At 54.7% G+C, this 17,249-nt stretch carries 21 protein-coding genes; 17 read left to right on the top strand and 4 right to left on the bottom strand.

Annotation, left to right across the window (positions count from 1 at the left end; translation table 11 throughout):
• Positions 1-11 precede the first annotated feature (11 nt).
• The 6 genes from BEN74_RS07820 to BEN74_RS07795 all read left to right on the top strand — a co-directional run bounded on the left by BEN74_RS07820 (position 12) and on the right by BEN74_RS07795 (position 6,307).
• On the top strand, positions 12-836 hold the full coding sequence (locus BEN74_RS07820; protein ID WP_068910375.1) for an undecaprenyl-diphosphate phosphatase: 825 nt from the start codon (positions 12-14) through the stop codon (positions 834-836).
• Positions 830-1,648: a class I SAM-dependent methyltransferase gene (locus BEN74_RS07815; protein WP_068910376.1), complete on the top strand. Its 819-nt coding sequence runs from the start codon at positions 830-832 to the stop codon at positions 1,646-1,648. Before BEN74_RS07820 ends, BEN74_RS07815 begins: the two co-directional genes overlap by 7 nt.
• Positions 1,649-1,772: 124 nt before the next feature.
• A complete protein-coding gene (locus BEN74_RS07810) occupies positions 1,773-3,158 on the top strand; it encodes a C13 family peptidase (protein WP_068910377.1) in 1,386 nt (461 codons plus the stop codon).
• A 42-nt stretch (positions 3,159-3,200) separates the two neighbouring features.
• Positions 3,201-4,040, top strand: a complete 840-nt coding sequence (gene fghA, locus BEN74_RS07805; protein WP_068910378.1) for an S-formylglutathione hydrolase — start codon at positions 3,201-3,203, stop codon at positions 4,038-4,040.
• 101 nt (positions 4,041-4,141) lie between these two features.
• Positions 4,142-5,251 (top strand): YjgN family protein, encoded by a 1,110-nt coding sequence (locus BEN74_RS07800; RefSeq protein WP_068910379.1) that lies wholly within the window; start codon positions 4,142-4,144, stop codon positions 5,249-5,251.
• 15 nt (positions 5,252-5,266) lie between these two features.
• Positions 5,267-6,307 carry a M48 family metallopeptidase gene (locus tag BEN74_RS07795; protein ID WP_068910380.1) on the top strand — a complete coding sequence of 347 codons (1,041 nt, stop codon included), beginning with the start codon at positions 5,267-5,269 and terminating at the stop codon, positions 6,305-6,307.
• Between the two features lie 16 nt (positions 6,308-6,323).
• Here the strand turns inward: BEN74_RS07795 and BEN74_RS07790 are convergent, their stop codons facing one another.
• Positions 6,324-6,614, bottom strand: a complete 291-nt coding sequence (locus BEN74_RS07790) for a DUF2218 domain-containing protein (protein WP_068910381.1) — start codon at positions 6,612-6,614, stop codon at positions 6,324-6,326.
• A gap of 184 nt (positions 6,615-6,798) precedes the next feature.
• Between BEN74_RS07790 and rpe the strand changes: the two genes are divergently transcribed.
• The 11 genes from rpe (at position 6,799) to BEN74_RS07735 (ending at position 15,473) form a co-directional block, all read left to right on the top strand.
• The gene (rpe, locus tag BEN74_RS07785; protein ID WP_068910382.1) at positions 6,799-7,485 is read left to right on the top strand and encodes a ribulose-phosphate 3-epimerase; all 687 of its coding nucleotides are present in this window, start codon (positions 6,799-6,801) and stop codon (positions 7,483-7,485) included.
• A gap of 196 nt (positions 7,486-7,681) precedes the next feature.
• Entirely contained in the window at positions 7,682-7,906 is a 225-nt protein-coding gene (locus BEN74_RS07780; protein WP_162898160.1) for a hypothetical protein, read from the top strand.
• Positions 7,907-7,908: 2 nt separating this feature from the next.
• Positions 7,909-8,382: a hypothetical protein gene (locus tag BEN74_RS07775; RefSeq protein ID WP_228200409.1), complete on the top strand. Its 474-nt coding sequence runs from the start codon at positions 7,909-7,911 to the stop codon at positions 8,380-8,382.
• Between the two features lie 42 nt (positions 8,383-8,424).
• On the top strand, positions 8,425-10,299 hold the full coding sequence (locus BEN74_RS07770; RefSeq protein WP_068910384.1) for a copper resistance system multicopper oxidase: 1,875 nt from the start codon (positions 8,425-8,427) through the stop codon (positions 10,297-10,299).
• Positions 10,286-10,651, top strand: coding sequence for a hypothetical protein (locus tag BEN74_RS07765; RefSeq protein WP_068910385.1), 366 nt, complete (start codon positions 10,286-10,288; stop codon positions 10,649-10,651). Before BEN74_RS07770 ends, BEN74_RS07765 begins: the two co-directional genes overlap by 14 nt.
• Entirely contained in the window at positions 10,638-11,552 is a 915-nt protein-coding gene (locus BEN74_RS07760) for a copper resistance protein B (protein WP_068910386.1), read from the top strand. The genes BEN74_RS07765 and BEN74_RS07760 overlap by 14 nt, the downstream gene beginning before the upstream one ends.
• Positions 11,553-11,801: 249 nt before the next feature.
• Positions 11,802-12,119 (top strand): quaternary ammonium compound efflux SMR transporter SugE, encoded by a 318-nt coding sequence (sugE, locus tag BEN74_RS07755; RefSeq protein WP_068910411.1) that lies wholly within the window; start codon positions 11,802-11,804, stop codon positions 12,117-12,119.
• Positions 12,120-12,150: 31 nt separating this feature from the next.
• Positions 12,151-12,633, top strand: coding sequence for a methylated-DNA--[protein]-cysteine S-methyltransferase (locus BEN74_RS07750; protein WP_068910412.1), 483 nt, complete (start codon positions 12,151-12,153; stop codon positions 12,631-12,633).
• Positions 12,634-12,820: 187 nt separating this feature from the next.
• Positions 12,821-13,789 carry a 4-hydroxythreonine-4-phosphate dehydrogenase PdxA gene (gene pdxA, locus BEN74_RS07745; RefSeq protein WP_068910387.1) on the top strand — a complete coding sequence of 323 codons (969 nt, stop codon included), beginning with the start codon at positions 12,821-12,823 and terminating at the stop codon, positions 13,787-13,789.
• A gap of 19 nt (positions 13,790-13,808) precedes the next feature.
• Positions 13,809-14,624 carry a 16S rRNA (adenine(1518)-N(6)/adenine(1519)-N(6))-dimethyltransferase RsmA gene (gene rsmA / locus BEN74_RS07740; RefSeq protein WP_068910388.1) on the top strand — a complete coding sequence of 272 codons (816 nt, stop codon included), beginning with the start codon at positions 13,809-13,811 and terminating at the stop codon, positions 14,622-14,624.
• Positions 14,625-15,473, top strand: coding sequence for a symmetrical bis(5'-nucleosyl)-tetraphosphatase (locus tag BEN74_RS07735; protein ID WP_068910389.1), 849 nt, complete (start codon positions 14,625-14,627; stop codon positions 15,471-15,473).
• Between the two features lie 152 nt (positions 15,474-15,625).
• Here the strand turns inward: BEN74_RS07735 and BEN74_RS07730 are convergent, their stop codons facing one another.
• The 3 genes from BEN74_RS07730 to BEN74_RS07720 form a co-directional block, all read right to left on the bottom strand.
• Positions 15,626-16,075 (bottom strand): DUF2147 domain-containing protein, encoded by a 450-nt coding sequence (locus tag BEN74_RS07730; RefSeq protein ID WP_068910390.1) that lies wholly within the window; start codon positions 16,073-16,075, stop codon positions 15,626-15,628.
• 53 nt (positions 16,076-16,128) lie between these two features.
• Positions 16,129-16,578: a DUF2147 domain-containing protein gene (locus tag BEN74_RS07725; RefSeq protein ID WP_068910391.1), complete on the bottom strand. Its 450-nt coding sequence runs from the start codon at positions 16,576-16,578 to the stop codon at positions 16,129-16,131.
• A 145-nt stretch (positions 16,579-16,723) separates the two neighbouring features.
• Entirely contained in the window at positions 16,724-17,170 is a 447-nt protein-coding gene (locus tag BEN74_RS07720; protein ID WP_068910392.1) for a DUF2147 domain-containing protein, read from the bottom strand.
• Between the last annotated feature and the right edge of the window lie 79 nt (positions 17,171-17,249).

Below are 17,249 nucleotides of genomic sequence, written 5' to 3'. Positions count from 1 at the left end.
TAGGAATTTGTATGGATCTTTTACTGCTGCTGAAAGCGGCGATCATGGGCATCGTTGAAGGCATTACAGAGTTCTTGCCCATTTCAAGCACGGGGCACCTGATTTTAGCGTCCGAATTAATGAACTTCTGGACCAAGGAAAAAAGCGATGTTTTTGTCATCGCAATTCAGATGGGCGCGATTGCCGCGGTCATTTATGAATACTGGTCGCGGCTTTGGGGCGCCGCCACCGGCATGTTTACCGGCGAGGAAAAAGGCCGGCGCTTAGGCTTCAGCCTGATCATGGCGTCGATTCCGATTGTGCTGGTTGGCCTGACTTTTGGCCAGGCGGTGAAAGAGCTGCTGTTCAATGATATTGCTGTTGCCATCGGCCTGATTGTCGGCGGCCTGATCATCATCTGGATTGAAAAGCATCCGCCGAAGGTCAATGCGCAGGAAGTGGAAAACATCAGCTATAAGGAAGCGGTCTGGATTGGCCTGATTCAGGTGCTGTCGTTAATTCCCGGCACATCGCGTTCCGGCGCGACTATTATTGGCGCCATGTTCCTTGGCGTATCGCGCAAGGCTGCTACGGAGTTTTCATTTTTCCTCGGCATTCCGGTGATTATTGGCGCGGGCCTGCTAGACCTGTACCAGAGCTACGACGTGTTCAAAAGCAGTGAAGACTGGGCGGTGCTGGCGACCGGCATTATTGTGTCATTTGTTTCTGCACTGATTTTAATCCGCGCGCTGGTGGCCTATGTGGCGAAGCGCGACTTCATGGCCTTCGCATGGTACCGCATCGCATCCGGCCTGGTGATTTTGCTGTTCGCATTTACAGGCTGGACATTATGGTAAGCGGCATGCGCCTATATAGCGAAGCTGAATTTGAGCCGCAAGCGCGGCAGTTCGCTGCGGCGCTGGCTTCGCGCGGGGTGCAGGTTCAGCTTGAAGCTGTGGAAAAGCTGAATGCGCGCTTTTTCCGCCTGAACCCGGAACTGGCTTTAAGCGCGGACGCGGACGGCCTGTGGCTGTGCGCCGGCGGCATGAAAATGCGCCCGGACTGGAAAGCGGAAGCGGGGCGCTTAAAGCGCGCTTCGCTCAAGTCTGAAATGATTGCGCGCGCCTGCAATTTGGCGGAAAAACCGCAGCTGATTGACGCGACGGCGGGCCTGGGCCATGACAGCCTGCTGATGGCGCATTTAGGCGCCCAGGTCACGCTGCTGGAACGCCATCCGGTGCTGTTCACCCTGCTGGAAGATGCACACCGGCAGGCCATGCAGGACCCGTTTTTAAGCGCGGCGGCGTCCCGCATCCAGCTGGTTTTTTCAGATTCTGCGGACTATTTAAGGCAGCGGGCTGCGCAGCATCAGGCAGCCGATGTGGTGTATCTGGACCCGATGTTTCCGCAGCGTGATCAGCATCAGCAGGCCGTGAAAAAGCAGGCGCAGGTGAAAAAGCAGATGCAGCTGCTGCACCTGCTGCTGCCGGAACACGGTGAAATGGATTTGGGCGATAACCTGCTGGCCTTGGCGCAGGCTATTGCCAAGCGCGTGGTGGTGAAGCGCCCGAGGCTGGCAGTGTTTTTAGCCGGGCAGGCGCCGCAGCATCAGTGGCAGGGCGATGCCTGCCGCTTTGACGCCTATTTTCAGCATGATCTTATGCTTTAATGCGCAATTATTTCAAAAACATTTAAAGATTTGCGATATAGTTGATCATCAGCATTGATAAAACCCGCATCAGGCATAAACTGGCTGATGCGATTAAGCGAGCAGCGGCTACTATAAGATTCATATGATCGACTTCAAACCTTCCATCAATTTTTGGCATGATTTTAAAAGCAACCAAACTGCGGGAATGTGGCTGTTTTTGGGGTCGAGGCGTTCGCTGCAGATTGTGCGCCCATCTATTGTACAGATGGTGTTCTGGGGCATTTTGGGCGGCTGCGCCAATACCCTGTTCAGCTGGCTCAGCAGCGGCCAGGCCGGCGAATTCAACCCGCAGGGCCTGGTCAGCTATGCGCTTTGGCCGTTCATTGCGCTGATTGTCGGCATTTTCCTGTCGCAGCGGGTCAACAACCCGCGCCTGATGCTGGTGCCGGCCCTGCTGTGGCTGGTGCTGGACACGCATATTATGCTGTTCCAGTGCCTGATTCAGTATTTGGGCGATCTGGATATCCTGCCTTATGTGCTGTATGACTATATTCCCACCTTATTCATTATCCTGTTTGTCTGGCAAAGCCTGGCCGTGGTGTGGGTCATCTCGCGCGAGCTGAAATGGCCGTGGTGGGAGCGCGCGCTGATTATGCTGGCGACTTTATTCACTTTGGTGGTTTGGCAGGTTTCGGTAAAAGACCAGCCGATCTGGAAAGTGGAGGAAATGCCGCCGACCTTTGCCGAAGACGCTTTCTATGCGCAAAGCCGGCTGCTGAACAAATCGCTGGATTCGATTGAATACGGCGAATTTGCCCAGTCGCACTGGTACTTTCTGGGGGTGGCCGGAGCCAGCTATCAGGATGTCTTTAAGCTGGAAATTGAGCGGATTAAAGAGCAGTTTGATACGCGCTTCGGCACCTATGGGCGCTCGATTGCGCTGGTGAACAACCCGGCGACGCGCACTGAAATTCCGATTGCCTCGAAAACCAGCATGGAATTGGCCCTGCGCCGCATTGGCCAGCAAATGAATAAGGACAGTGATGTGCTGTTCCTGTACATGACTTCGCACGGCCTGCCGAATGTCTTTGAAATGGAAAATGCGCCTTTGGATTTGGCGCAGGCCGATCCGAAATGGCTGCGCGAAACCTTGGACGCTGCCGGCATCCGCTGGCGGGTGATTGTGATTTCATCCTGCTATTCCGGCAGCTTTGTTCCGGCGCTGCAGGATGAAAATACCCTGATCATTACCGCATCGGCGGCCGACCGCCAGTCATTTGGCTGCTCCAGCGAAACCGACTACACATATTTTGGGCGCGCCTTCTTTGATCAGGCCATGCGCGAGCAGACCTCAATTCAGTCGGCTTTTGCGCAAAGCAAAGACACCGTTGCCCAATGGGAAAGCGCGCAAGGCTTTGAGCCTTCGGAACCGCAGTGGTCTATCGGCAAGAATATGGCGCTGATGCTGCCGCAGCTGGAACAGCGCCTGTTCCCGCCGGCGGGCGCCGCGCCGCAGAAGGCGCCTTAGCATTTAAAATCAGCTTTTGAAAACAGGGATGAGGGGAAAAATATGGAATTGGTGCAAAGCAATAAATGTTTTGACGGCGAGCAGCGGATTTACCGCCTGCAGTCCGAAGCATTAAAGTCTGAAAGCCGGTTCAGCATTTTCCTTCCTGCGCAGGCTTTAAGCGGCCGCGCCTGCCCGGCGCTGTTCTATTTGGCGGGGCTGACCTGCACTGAAGAAACCTTCGCCATTAAGGCGCATGCGCAGCGCCTGGCGGCCCGGCTGGGGCTGATTTTAATTGCGCCGGATACTTCGCCGCGCGGCAGCCATGCCGCTCAGGGCGACAACTGGGACATTGGCCAGGGCGCAGGCTTTTATATCAATGCGCTGCAGGCGCCGTGGGCGGAACATTATCAAATGGAAAGCTATGTCGCGGACGAGCTGCATCGCAGGGTTATCCATGAGTTTCCGGTTCAGGCGGACGCCATCGGGATTTTCGGCCACAGCATGGGCGGCCACGGCGCATTGACGCTGGCGCTGAAGTATCCGGAAAAATTCAAGTCAGTTTCGGCTTTTGCGCCAATCTGCGCGCCGAGTCAGTGCCCGTGGGGCGAAAAAGCCTTTTCAAATTATCTGGGGGATGATCAGCAGGCTTGGCTGGCGCATGACGCCGCGGCGCTGATGCAAAGCAAGGGCGCCCTCTTCAGTGAAATCCTGATTGATCAGGGCCTGAATGACCAGTTTTACAGCCAGCTGAACCCTGCGCTGTTTCAGCAGGCCTGCGAGCAGGCAGGGCAGGCGCTGACGCTGCGCGAACACGCCGGCTATGATCACGGCTATTATTTCATTCAGAGCTTTATGGATGACCACCTGCAGTTCCATGCGCTGCAGCTGCAGAATTCATAAAAAAGCCTGCTGCAATTCAAGCGCTGCATTCCGCCGGGGAACAGCGGCGCTGCAAGAACAGATCCGGCAACCTATTATTAAAATAAAGATAAGGCGCATTCATGCAGAATTCAGAACAGTATACCGCGCAGAACCCCGATCGATCCTTAGCCCTGGCGGAGGCTTTTGACGCGCAGGAAGTCGCAGCGCCCTTTGCTTTGGGCCGGCAGTACGCTTTCCGCTTCAAGGGCACCGCCGCTGAATATTTCGGCATATGGATCGTCAATATTTTACTGACCATCATTACCCTGGGCTTTTATGCGCCGTGGGCCAAAGTGCGCCGCCTGCGCTACTTTTACGGCAATACCTGGTTTATCCAGCGCCGCTTTGATTTTACCGGCGTGCCCGTGAAAATTCTGGCCGGGCGGATTATTGCGCTGCTGGTCTACGGCGCATTTACCTACGCCATGAACCATTCGGCCAGCATGGTGCTGGGCGGCCTGCTGCTGATTTTCTTTGCGGTGCCGTGGCTGGTCCGCTCCAGCATCCGTTTCCGCGCGCGCAACAGCAAATTCGGCAACAGCCGCTTCTTTTTCGCCGGCAGCAATAAAAGCGCATATTGGTGCTTTCTGAAATGCGTTCTGGTCACCGTCTTCACCACCGGGCTGTTTTTTCCGGTTGCGGTTTGGCTGTATAAGCGCGAGTGCCTGAACCAGCTGTATGCCGGGCAGCTGAGCTTCCAGCTGAATGCAGATTGGCCCGCGTATATGCGCGCCATGTATATGCCGGTGTTTCTATTCATCGGCGCGGTGGCGCTGCTGGCGGCCGTGCTGGCGCTGCTGTTCAGCACCACCAGCGGCCTGAGCCTTAGCCATTATGCAGGGATGTTTGGCGCCGGCTATTTAGCGGCCTATCTGCTGATTTGGCCGCTGATGCTGGCGCGGATTTTCATTACCTCATGGAACAGCACCACGCTGAACCGCAGCCAGTTCACCACAGACTGCAATCAATGGCGCTATGCCTGGATCATCATGAGCAACTGGCTGGCCAAAATCATTTCGCTGGGGCTGCTGACGCCGTGGGCCGCCATCCGCCTGTACAAGTATCAGGCCGAATCCTTAAAGCTGGTGCTGATTGACCATCCGGATCATTTAATCAATCAGCTGCAGCAGGACCACAGCGCGATTGCTGAAGAGCTTAGCGATATTTTTGACCTGGATATTTCGCTCTAAGCGCAGGAGATGCCGATGAACCCTGCTGCTGAAGCGGTTTTTTACGATGGAATCAGCGCCCGGCCGCAGCCGGCGCAGGTGCTGGCGCTGGATAATCAGGCGGTGCTGGTGAAATACGGCCTGCAGCTGGAGCAGCAGCGGCGCTATGCCTATGCCGATATGGTCTTGATTGGAGCATTGGGCGCAATTCAGCCGATCATTGAACTGAAGGATGATGCACGGCTGGAATTTCAGGGGCCGCTGCCGGAATGGTTCAATCTGGGCAGCAAGGCGCGTGCGCACTCCATCTGGAAGCTGGAGCGCACGCCCAGCCTGATTCTTTTCAGCGTGCTGTTTGCGGCAGCCGCGGCTTTCGCTGCGGTCAAATGGGGCCTGCCGGCTGCGTCATATTACGCAGCCCATCAGCTGCCGGCGCACACCATGAACAGCTGGGGCGATCAGGCGGAAGATTATATTATGGACATCACCGGGGCCACGCAGCTGCCGCTGGCGCGGCGCGATGCGCTGCGGCTTAAATACCGGCAGCTGGCGGCCGGCGCGCAGCCGGCAAAAGTGGTTTTCCGCAGCGGCGGCAGCATTGGCGCCAATGCCTTGGCGATTCCCAACAATACCATTATTGTCACCGATGAACTGGTGCAGCTGGCGCAAAATGATGATGAGCTGCTGGGCGTGCTGGCGCATGAGCAGGGGCATCTGGCGCAGCGCCACAGCCTGCAGCAGGCGCTGTCCAGCCTGGGCATCAGCGCTATGCTGCTGATGATTACCGGCGACAGCTCGGATCTGCTGACCACGCTGCCTGTGGCCTTGATTGGCGCGGGCTATTCGCGGGACTTTGAGTCCGAAGCCGACCTGTATGCCTTGAACACTATGCAGCAGCATCATATTCAGACTATCCACTATGCCAACTTCCTGCAGCGCCTTGCAGACAATGCCGGCGAGAAAGTCAGCAGGGAGCGTTCTTGGCAGGATTTTCTCAGTTCACATCCGGCAACCTATGAGCGGATTGAAGCGGTGAAGCGCTTTCATGCGCAGCAGGCCTCCAAGCCCCAGCGGTGATTTTTCCGGAATGCTGTTAATCCGAGCGCTGCCATGCCGCCTGCAGCGGCTCCTGCCCCATGCGAATTAAATGCTCCAGCACCACCTGTTCCAGCATCGGCAGGTCTGCATCCGCCTGCTGCGCCGTGATTTCCACCGCCAGATGATCCGCCTGCGGCCTTAAATCCACCGTGGCGGAAGGCATGAAAATCTGCAGCAGCTGCCCATGCTCAGCCACTTCAAATTTATGCTTCCAGTGATTGAGCAGGCGCTTCGCCATGCGGCTGGCCTGCTGGGTTGCAATGTGCGCCTGTGTTTTGACTGCCATTTCAGTGATCCGTATTGCAAGAATTTTTCAGAATAATCTTGACCATAAGCGATTCTGAAAATAAGCAAAAGGCAAAATCTGCAACGCTGCGTTTTATCTGCGCAACAGCGTAGCGGGGGAAGCGCCGGCAGGCCGGTTTTGTTATAATGGGGCAAATCATACTCCCCGATAGCCAGGTTCCCGAATGTCCAAGCCTTATTTAATTGCGCCCTCTATCCTGTCCGCTGACTTTGCCCGCTTAGGCGAAGACGTTGAAAATGTGCTGCAGGCCGGCGCAGATGTTGTCCACTTTGACGTGATGGACAACCACTATGTGCCGAATCTGACCTTTGGCGCGGGCATCTGCAAGGCGCTGAAAAAATATGGCATTCAGGCGCCGATTGATGTGCATTTGATGGTTTCTCCGGTTGACCGCATGATTGGCGACTTTCTGGAAGCCGGCGCGGACATTATCACCTTTCATCCGGAAGCCACCCACCATATTGACCGCTCGCTGCAGCTGATCAAAGACGGCGGCGCGAAAGCCGGACTGGTATTCAACCCGGCTACGCCGCTGCATTATCTGGACTATGCGCTGGATAAAGTGGATCAGATCCTGCTGATGAGCGTCAACCCGGGCTTTGGCGGCCAGAAATTCATTCCAATGACGCTGGAAAAGCTGCGCCATGCGCGCAAAATTATTGATGCTTCAGGCCGCGACATCCGCCTGGAAGTGGACGGCGGCGTTGGGCCGGCCAATATCCGCGCCATTGCGGAAGCGGGCGCTGACATGTTTGTCGCGGGTTCGGCGATTTTCGGCAAGCCGGATTACAAAGCTGTGATTGATGAAATGCGCGCTGAGCTGGCGAAAGTCGGCGCAGTTGATGCATAAGTTTCAGCAATAAGTTGCTCGCAGTCTGTGGATAACTTTGTGGTTAACTGTATGGATATCTATGTAGATAACCGCATGGATAATCTGTTTAATTAATAAGCGATTACGCATCAATAGCTTATTAATTAGACGTAAATTGTATAAAAAGGACTCGTTTGAGTCCTTTTTTTCTTGACTGAAGCGCCTGAATTGCTGGATGTTTATTCATCTTTGGTTGAAAATAATGCTGCCTGAAAATAGCGCTGCTTTGTTTCAGCAGCGGCGCGGCCGACGGCTAATCCGATTTCAGAATAAATTTAAAAAGTTGTGCATAAGCCTGCAGTTCTTTATGATAGAAATCCAGCAGCTGTTTTTGAATGGCTGCGGAAAACTGGGCGCCACTGCCCAGCCGGGATTTATAGATTTGTTGAAGGCAGAATAACTTTGCTGAAATTTTTGCAGCGGCATGCAGGCTTCGCTTTTCTGATGGCATTTGTCATCGGATGGAGCAGTGTTGCCCTTGCAGCGCAAAAACCGGCGCATCAGCTGATGATGGCAAGCGCTTCTGCAATCCAGTCGGCAGCTTCCGCGCAGCATCAGCAGCATTCAGCGCATCAGGCGGTGCAGCATGATGCATCCAATATGCAGATGCCGGACTGCCATCAGCCCGGCGCAAAAATCAAGGCTGGACAGGCCTCTGTGCATTGCGCCTCAGACATGCAGAGCATGGACGGCGCCACGCAATGCGGCGGCTGCGCGCTGTGGCATTGCCAGGCGGCGCCTGCCTCTCTGGAAATGCAGCCGCTGCATTTGCAGCTGCCGGCGCTGAGCGCATTTTCAGAACCGCCGAACGCCATTTACACCGCGCAGCACCTGCAAGGCCACAAACTGGAGCTGCTGCGCCCGCCTAAAGCTTAATCCTTATTTTAAAACATTATTTTTAAATAACAGGATTAAGCCATGTCTATTAAATTCAGTCAAAGCCTGCTTGCAGGCGTATGCCTTGTATCGTCATCGTGGGTATTCGCCGCGGTAAAAGAGTATCAGCTTACCATTGAGGAAGGCCCGGTCAATGTCACCGGAAAAGCCCTCAAGCGCATTACGGTCAACGGCCAGTTTCCGGCGCCGCTTCTCGAATTTGAGGAAGGCGACAATGCGGTGATCCGGGTCAAGAACAAGCTTAAAAATAAAGATTCATCCATTCACTGGCATGGCCTGCTGCTGCCCGGAATCATGGATGGCGTGCCGGGCTTCAACGGCTTTAACGGCATCAGCCCGGATGAAGAATTTGTCTATAAATTCAAAGTCCGCCAGAGCGGAACCTACTGGTATCACGCGCATTCCAAAGGCCAGGAGCAGGACGGGCTGTACGGCTCGCTGGTGATTTATCCTAAAGGCAAAAAGCCGCTGGCGCCGCATGAGCAGGCTGAGCGCGACTATGTGGTGATGCTGTCGGATTTCCATGAGCAGAGCAGCGACCGGATTCAGAAAAATCTGAAGATTTCCGCAGAATATTATCAGGACCAGCGCGAAACCCTGGGCGATGTGTGGAAGCAGGTCAAGCGTGACGGCCTGAAGGCGGCATGGTCTGACCGCAAAATGTGGAATCAGATGCGCATGCTGAAAACCGACATGTCGGATGTCACCGGCTATACCTTCCTGATTAACGGCAAAACCCCGCAGCAGAACTGGACAGGCATGTTCCAGCCGAATGAAAAAATCCGCTTGCGCTTTATCAATGCCTCGGCCATGTCATTTTTTGATGTGCGCATTCCCGATTTGAAAATGACGGTGGTCAGCGCAGACGGCCAGCCGGTGCAGCCGGTTGCTGTGGATGAATTCCGCATCGGCACGGCGGAAACCTATGATGTGGTGGTGGAGCCGAAGGCAGGGCATTACCAGATTGAAGCCGAGTCGATTGACCGCTCAGGCTATGCGCTGGGCACCTTGCAGAATCAGGCGCTGCCTCAGCAGGGCATCCGCATGCCTGCGCCGCGCCCGCGTTCGCTGCTGACGATGGAAGACATGGGGCATGGCTCGATGGAAGGCATGGACCATTCCAAAATGAATGATGGCGAAATGAAAGGCATGGATCATTCAAAGATGAATCATGACGCGAGGCAGGGCATGGATCATTCAATGATGAATCATGGCGCGATGCAGAATATGGATCACTCCAAAATGAACCGCCAGACGCCTGCAATCCCGGCAGCTGCGGATCACTCCCAGCATGCGCAGCCAGCTGCTGCCGGCGCATCTCAGGCGCAAGCCCCGGTTTACGGCTGGGCCAATGCATCGATCCCTCAAGGCGACAAGGCGCTGCAGTACAGCGACCTGAAAGCTTTAACCCCGCAGCCGGACACCCGCAGCGCGGAAAGCGAGCTGGTGATCCGCTTAGGCGGCACCATGGAGCGCTATGTCTGGACCATCAACGGCAAGAAATTCAGCGATGCTGAGCCGCTGAAGGTGAAATACGGCGAGCGCATCCGGCTGAAATTCATCAATGACAGCATGATGGCGCATCCGATGCATCTGCACGGCATGTTCATGCAGCTGGAAAATGGCCAGGCGCCTGCGGATATGCCGAATAAGCATACCGTGATTGTGCCGCCGGGCAAGACCGTGACCACGCTGCTGACTGCGGATGAGCTGGGCGAATGGGCCATCCACTGCCATCTACTGTACCACATGTCTGCCGGCATGATGAATAAGCTGATTGTCGCCAATGTGACGGACGGCAAGCTGTCTGCCGCGCCAGTGCAAGCGGAAACTAAAGCGGCGGATACTGCCGGAACGCAAACAGAAATGAAGGGGGATGCTCATGCGCACCATTAATAATCTTTTTCTCAAAGCAGTTTTGCTCAGTTCTGTTCTGCTTTCGGCTTCATCCGCAATGGCTGCGGCGCAGCCGGATGAGCATGCCCAGCATGCAATGCGCCATGCCATGAATCACGCCATGCCTCATGGCAAGCCAAGTGCTGCGCAGAACGGCAAAGCCGGCGCATCCCAAGCCAAGCCGGCCCAGCCTAGCCAGCAGAAAAATCCGCAGGCCGCGCATTCAATGCAGGGCTGCGCAGGCCACTCAGCCCAGCAGCACGCGCAGATGGCGCAGGACGGCAATGCGCAGCCTTGCAAAATGATGAATCAGGCTGCTGAAATGAAAGGAGATGCTCATGCAGATCATTAATCTTTTTTCTCAGTCGGTTTTGGCGGGCTCAATGCTGATGGCCAGCGCGTTGGCCATGGCGCATGAAGGGCATCATCAAATGCCTGAACCGGCGGAGCTGCCTGTACAGATGAACGCCAAGCCGGCGGCTGAGGCCAAAACACAGCAAGCGGACGAGCATGCTGCGCATCATCCGGCTCCGGCTGCAGCTTCCGAAGCTGCGCCTGTTTCACACGGCAGGCATGATCACCGCAAAGAGCACGGCGCGCAGATTTACAGCATGACCACTGTGGACAGCAAATGGCTGCGCGGTGAAGACGGTGACGGCGCGCTGAAGTCCGAGCTGGAAACCCGCATCGGCACAGATGAAAATAAGCTTTTCATCAAGGCGCATATCAGCAAGCATGAATCGCATGATGCTGCATATGATGTGAAAGCCCTGTACAGCCGCAATATTGCCGATTTCTGGGATGCGCAGGCGGGCCTGCGCTACCGCTATGAAAAACAGGAATTGGATCAGCATGCTGCAGATGCGGAAGAAAAGCTGGATGCTGTGCTCGGCCTGCATGGCATGGCGCAGTATTTCTTTGAAACCGATGCCTATCTGTATCTGGGCGCAGATGATTTTGCGGCCTTAAGCTTAAAAACCGAACGCGACCTGCTGCTGACGCAAAAGCTGATTCTGCAGCCGTATCTGGAAGCGGAAGCGGTGCTGAATGATGATTCGAAATACGCGAAAAAAACCGGCTTAAGCAGCGCATCGCTGGGGCTGGAAACGCGCTATGAAATCAGCAAAAAGTTCATGCCGTATATTGATGTTGCCTATGAATATTCTAAAGGCAATGCCCAGACGGCATGGCAGGACGCTTCCGGCTCTGAACGCGGCTGGGTATATGGCGCAGGCCTGCGCATTAAATTTTAAATAAGCCGGCCAGTTTAAACCCTTTAAAAAAACTGCTGGCGCGCCAGCAGTTTTTTTTGGCTGGAATAAGGGGAATACAGCGCGGGCGCCGGACGGTTTTTTGTAACTCTGGTTAAAAAATGATGAACAATCAAGTATCATAAAGCCATTGAAGCGGGGGAACGGCCTCCCTTGATGCAGCGCTATGTCAGCCTGAATCAACAAAAAACGTCAGGACGGCCTGACTCTAATGAAATGGAGAAAGGCATCATGGCCTGGATTGTTCTGGTTTTAGCCGGCATTTTCGAAATTGTCTGGGCATATTCGATGAAGCTTTCAGAAGGCTTCACGAAGCTGACGCCCAGCGTCATTACCCTGTTTTTCATGATTCTCAGCTTTGGCCTACTGGCTTACGCCATGCGGACTTTGCCTTTGGGCACGGCCTATACCATTTGGACCGGCATCGGCGCGGTCGGCTCATTTCTGGTCGGCGTTCTGGTGCTGGGCGAGCCGGCAACCGCGATGCGCATGCTGGCCGCGGTTTTGATCATTTCCGGCCTTGTGCTGATGAAGCTTTCGTCGTCATAATAAAGCCATGCCTTCAGCTGGGAAAGCGGCGATGAAACTGTCTTATATGCATTTAAGTTCTCCGGTCGGGCAGCTCAAGCTGGTCGCCAATGCGCATGCGCTGGTTGCCGTGCTGTGGGAAAATGAAAACCCGAAGCGCGTGAGGCTGGCGGAATTGCTTGAAGAGGCGCAGCATCCGGTTCTGCTGGAAACCGCCAGGCAGCTGAATGAATATTTTGCAGGGCAGCGCCGGCAGTTTGACCTGCCGCTGGACTTTGAAGGCACCGCTTTCCAGCAGAAAGTCTGGCAGGCGCTGCTGAGCATTCCTTTTGGCGAAACCCGCAGCTATAAGCAAATTGCCGAACAAATTGGCCATGCCAAGGCCATGCGCGCAGTCGGCGCCGCCAACGGCAAAAATCCAATTTCAATTATTGCGCCGTGCCACCGCGTGGTTGGCGCCAATGGTAAACTGGTCGGCTTTGCCGGCGGTCTGGAAAATAAAAGCATTCTGCTGGAAATTGAAGGCAGCAATTGATGTGGCAAAAATAATCTAAATGAATGGCTTTAAATCCGTATCCGGCTGCGCTGAATCCGCTTTCCGCTCAGCCGGCGTCCGCATTCTGCTGAACAGCTTCCGCCAGCAGGAAAGATAAAAATCAACGGCATTTACTGGACAGATTCAGTAAAATAGCCGCACCGAAATCAGTCTGAATAGGTCAGCCATGCTTCCTTTATATGTCACCAGCGGTGAGCCTGCCGGTATAGGCCCTGATATTTGCCTGAGTCTGGCCAGCCGCGCGGATCAGCGCCCGGTTGTGGTTTTGGCGGATAAGGCCATGCTGCAGAAGCGCGCAGAAATTTTAGGCTTGGATATTGCGCTGCTTGACTATGCCGGGCAGGCCGCGCCGGCAGGCAAAGGGCGGATTTATGTTGAGCATGTGGCGCTGAGCAATGACGTCGTTTTGGGGCAGCTGGATGCCGGAAACGCCGCCTATGTGCTGGAGCAGCTGCGGCGTTCGGCAGATTATGCCCTGTCCGGGAAAAGCGTGGGCGTCGCAACGGCGCCTGTGCAGAAATCGGTGATGAACGATGCTGGCATTCATTTCAGCGGGCATACCGAATACTATCAGGAATTTGCCGGCGTGCCGCGGGTCGTGATGATGCTGGCGACCAAAACCCTGCGCGTGGCTTTGGCGACGACGCATCTGCCTTTGCGTGAAGTGGCCGATGCCATTACCGCAGAGCGCCTGCATCAGGTGATTGATATTTTAATTCATGATCTGAAAAGCAAATTTAAAAAGCAGCATCCGCATATTCTTGTCTGCGGGCTGAATCCGCATGCCGGTGAAGGCGGCTATCTGGGCCGCGAAGAGATTGAGGTGATCAACCCGGTGCTGGAAACTTACCGCGCGCAAGGGGTCAATATGAGCCTCAGCCTGCCGGCGGATACGCTTTTTACCCCTGAAAACCTGAAAGATGCCGATGCCGTTCTGGCGATGTATCACGATCAGGGCCTACCTGTGCTAAAATCTCAAGGGTTTGGTGAAGCCGTTAATATTACTTTAGGCTTGCCGTTTATCCGCACTTCTGTCGACCACGGCACAGCGCTCTCCCTTGCCGGCACTGGACTGGCTCAAAGTTCAAGCCTGCACGCTGCTGTTGACCTGGCGCTTGACCTTGCCCGCACTTAATTCACGTTGGAAATTTTTTATGTATCAAATTAATGCCTTAAACCCAAAAGATGAAGGGCATCATACGCGCAAGCGTTTTGGTCAAAACTTTTTGCATGACCAGCGTGTAATTGCCAAAATTGTCCGTTCAGTCAATCCGCGCGCGGGCGACAATGTTGTGGAAATCGGCCCCGGCCTGGCTGCGCTAACTTCGCCTTTAATCGGCGAATGCGATGCCCTGACGGTGGTCGAGCTGGACCGCGATCTGGCTGCCGGCCTGCCGGGCCGCGTGCCGCATCCTGAGCGCCTGACCATTGTGGAAACCGACGCGCTGAAGTACGATTTTACTGAATTGTTCCAGGAAGGCCGCCCGCTGCGCGTGGTCGGCAACCTGCCTTACAATATTTCGACCCCGCTGCTGTTTCATCTCTTGGAATTCGGCGACAAAGTCAAAGACATGCACTTCATGCTGCAGAAAGAAGTGGTAGACCGCATTACTGCATCGCCAAACAGCAAGGAATATGGCCGCCTGTCGGTGATGATTCAGTACTACTGCAAGCCGACCTTCCTGTTTGAAGTGCCGCCGGGCTCATTCAATCCGCCGCCGAAAGTGACCTCCGCGGTATTCCGCCTGGAGCCTTATGCGGTGAAGCCGATTGTGGCGAAAAATGAAAAAGCCCTGGCGCGCCTGGTGTCGCATGTGTTTACCCAGCGCCGCAAAACCTTGCGCAACAGCCTGAAAGGCATGCTGGCCGAAGGCGGCTTTGAACATGCCGGCGTTGACCCGATGGCGCGTCCTGAAACGCTGTCACTGGCCGACTTTGTGGCCTTGTCTGATCAAATGGCGGGTGTTTAAATGACGTGCCCGGTTGTCAGGTACAACTACGTCATCGGCGATGTGCAGGGCTGTTTTGAAGCGCTGAAAGCGCTGCTGAAGGAAATCAAATTTGATCCGGATCAGGATTTCATCTGGTTCGCCGGCGATCTGGTGGCGCGCGGAGAAAATTCGGTCGGCACCTTGCGCTTTGTCAAGAAACTGGTTGAGCGCGGCGCAGCTGCCACTGTTTTGGGCAATCATGACCTGACCTTGCTGGCGGGCGCGCGCGGCCTGAAAGCGGTTAAGGAAAAAGACCGCACCCGCGATGTGATTGACGCGATTGACAGCGATGACTTGATTGACTGGCTGCGCCGGCAGCCTTTGTGCCTGTTCCCGAATGAGCATACCATTTTGACCCATGCCGGGATTCCAGGCATTTGGTCAGCCGAACAGGCCGCGGCTTTGGCCCGGGAAGTTGAAGCGGTGATCGGGCATGAAGATTTCGCCGTGATGGATGCATTCCTGCAGGAGATGTACGGCGCCCAGCCGGATTTGTGGTCGGATGACTTATCCGGCAATGCGCGCCTGCGCTGCATCACCAATTACCTGACCCGCATGCGCCTGACCGATGCGCAGGGCCGTCTGGAATTCAGCTTTAAAGACGCTTTGGATGAGCCGATGCCGGAAGGCTTCCAGCCGTGGTTTGAGTTTGACTCGCAGGCTGCGCGGACGCACCGCATTGTGTTTGGCCATTGGGCAGCCCTGCAGGGCAAGACCATTACGGACTGCATTCAGAATGTTGACGGCGGCTGCGTCTGGGGCAATCAGCTGGTTGCCTACCGCCTGGAAGATCAGGCGCTGTTTAAGGCGGACAATCCGCTGTTTTAAGCCTTGTCCGGCCTGTCAGTTTTGACAATCCCGCCTTGCGCTTGCGCGCAGCACATCAGGTAGCCGGGTTTTAAAAAAGCCAACGCCCGGTGAGTTTCACCGGGCATTGGCTTGAAATGCATGCCAGCCTGTTTCAGGGCTGGACTGCAGAATCAGTCGAGGCGGATCCAGGTCTGGCTGCGGCCCAGCGCCGAAACGCCCATATAGGCCCTGAGCGTCAAGCGCTTGCCTGAGGCGTTCAGCTTCATTTTCGCATCGTAGACTTTGCCGGCCAGCGGATCAATCACCCGGCCGCGCTCATAATTGCCCGTGCCTTCAACATGCTTCAGGCCCTTGAGGATATCCATGCCTAAAATAGGCTGATTGGTATAGGGCGCAGGGCAGTTATTGCAGGTTTTCTGCGGCGTATAGCCTGGACGAGGGGTAATTTTCACAATCTGGCCGGTATAGGTGCCGTTGCTTTCTTTGCTGATTTCAATAATCGCTTTTGGAGAGCCGGATTTATCGTCAATTTGCTGCCAAGTGCCGGTTAAATCCTGCGCCAGCGCAGATCCGCTGACCGCCGCGCCAAGCAGCAGGCCCAATGTTAAATTACGCTTCATGAATCTTCCTGTATGGAGTATAGACATTTTTAAATTTCGGTTGGCGCACAGGCTTATTCTTGGCGAATCCAGGTCTGCGTGCGCCCAATGGCGGAAATGCCGACATAGCCCCTCAGCTGCAGGCGCTTGCCGTTTGCGGACTGCTTGCCTTTCAGGCTGTATATTTTGCCGGAAAGCGGGTCAATAATCTGGCCGTCCGCGTAGCGGTTTTCTCCCTCGAATTTTAAATTTTTAAATACATCCAGGCCTAAAATCGGCTGATTGGTATAAGGCGCGGGGCAGTTGATGCATTTTTCCTTCGGCGTGTAGCCGGGGCGCGGGGTGATTTTTGCAATTTTTCCGGTAAATGTGCCGTTGCTTTCCTTACGGATGTCAATAATTGCTTTCGGTGATCCGGTTTTGTCATCAATCTGCTGCCAAGTCCCGGTAAGATCCTGGGAAAATACAGCAGAATTGGCGGAAAGCAAGCCGGCAAGTGATGCCCATATAATTTTTTTCTGCATCTAAACTTTTCCTTTTTTTTAATGCACTATTCAACCTTTGAATCTGTCCTATGTTAGGCAAGATTGAGCAATTGCACAACTCAGGCCTGAACAATAAAGCGCCGTAAAGACTGCGCTGCTTCAGCTTTATGCAGCAATGCGGGCATCAGTCATGCCGGATCCAGGTTTGGCTGCGGCCCAGCGCGGAAACGCCGATATAGCCGCGCAGCGTGATGCGGTTGCCGTTCGGGCTGAGTTTGGCTTTGGTGCTGTAGATTTTTCCGGACAGCGGATCAAGAATCTTGCCGCTGACGAAATTGCTGCTGCCGCTGGCTTTCAGCCCGGTCAGCACATCCAGGCCTAAAATCGGCTTATTGGTGTAGGGCGCAGGGCAGTCGACGCAGGTTTCTTTCGGGGTATAGCCGGGGCGCGGCGTCACTTTGATAATTTTGGCCGTATAGGTTCCATTCGGCTCTTGGCGGATTTCCAGCACGGCTTTAGATGAGCCGGTCTTATCGTCAATATTTTTCCACAGCCCGGTAATATCATTGGCATATGCGAAACAGGGCAGCCCGCTGATCAGCAGTGCGGAAATCAGTTTAAATTTTCTCATCAAAACATTCCTTTTTTAGCATGAAAAAACATAACTAGATCATAAGCCTGTTTTTTATCCAAAACAATCAGTTGAAAAT

The organism is Acinetobacter sp. WCHAc010034, from assembly GCF_001696615.3.
Lineage (GTDB): Bacteria > Pseudomonadota > Gammaproteobacteria > Pseudomonadales > Moraxellaceae > Acinetobacter.
The sequence above is the reverse complement of the archived record's forward strand: the minus strand, read 5'-3'. Positions and strand labels throughout refer to the sequence as shown.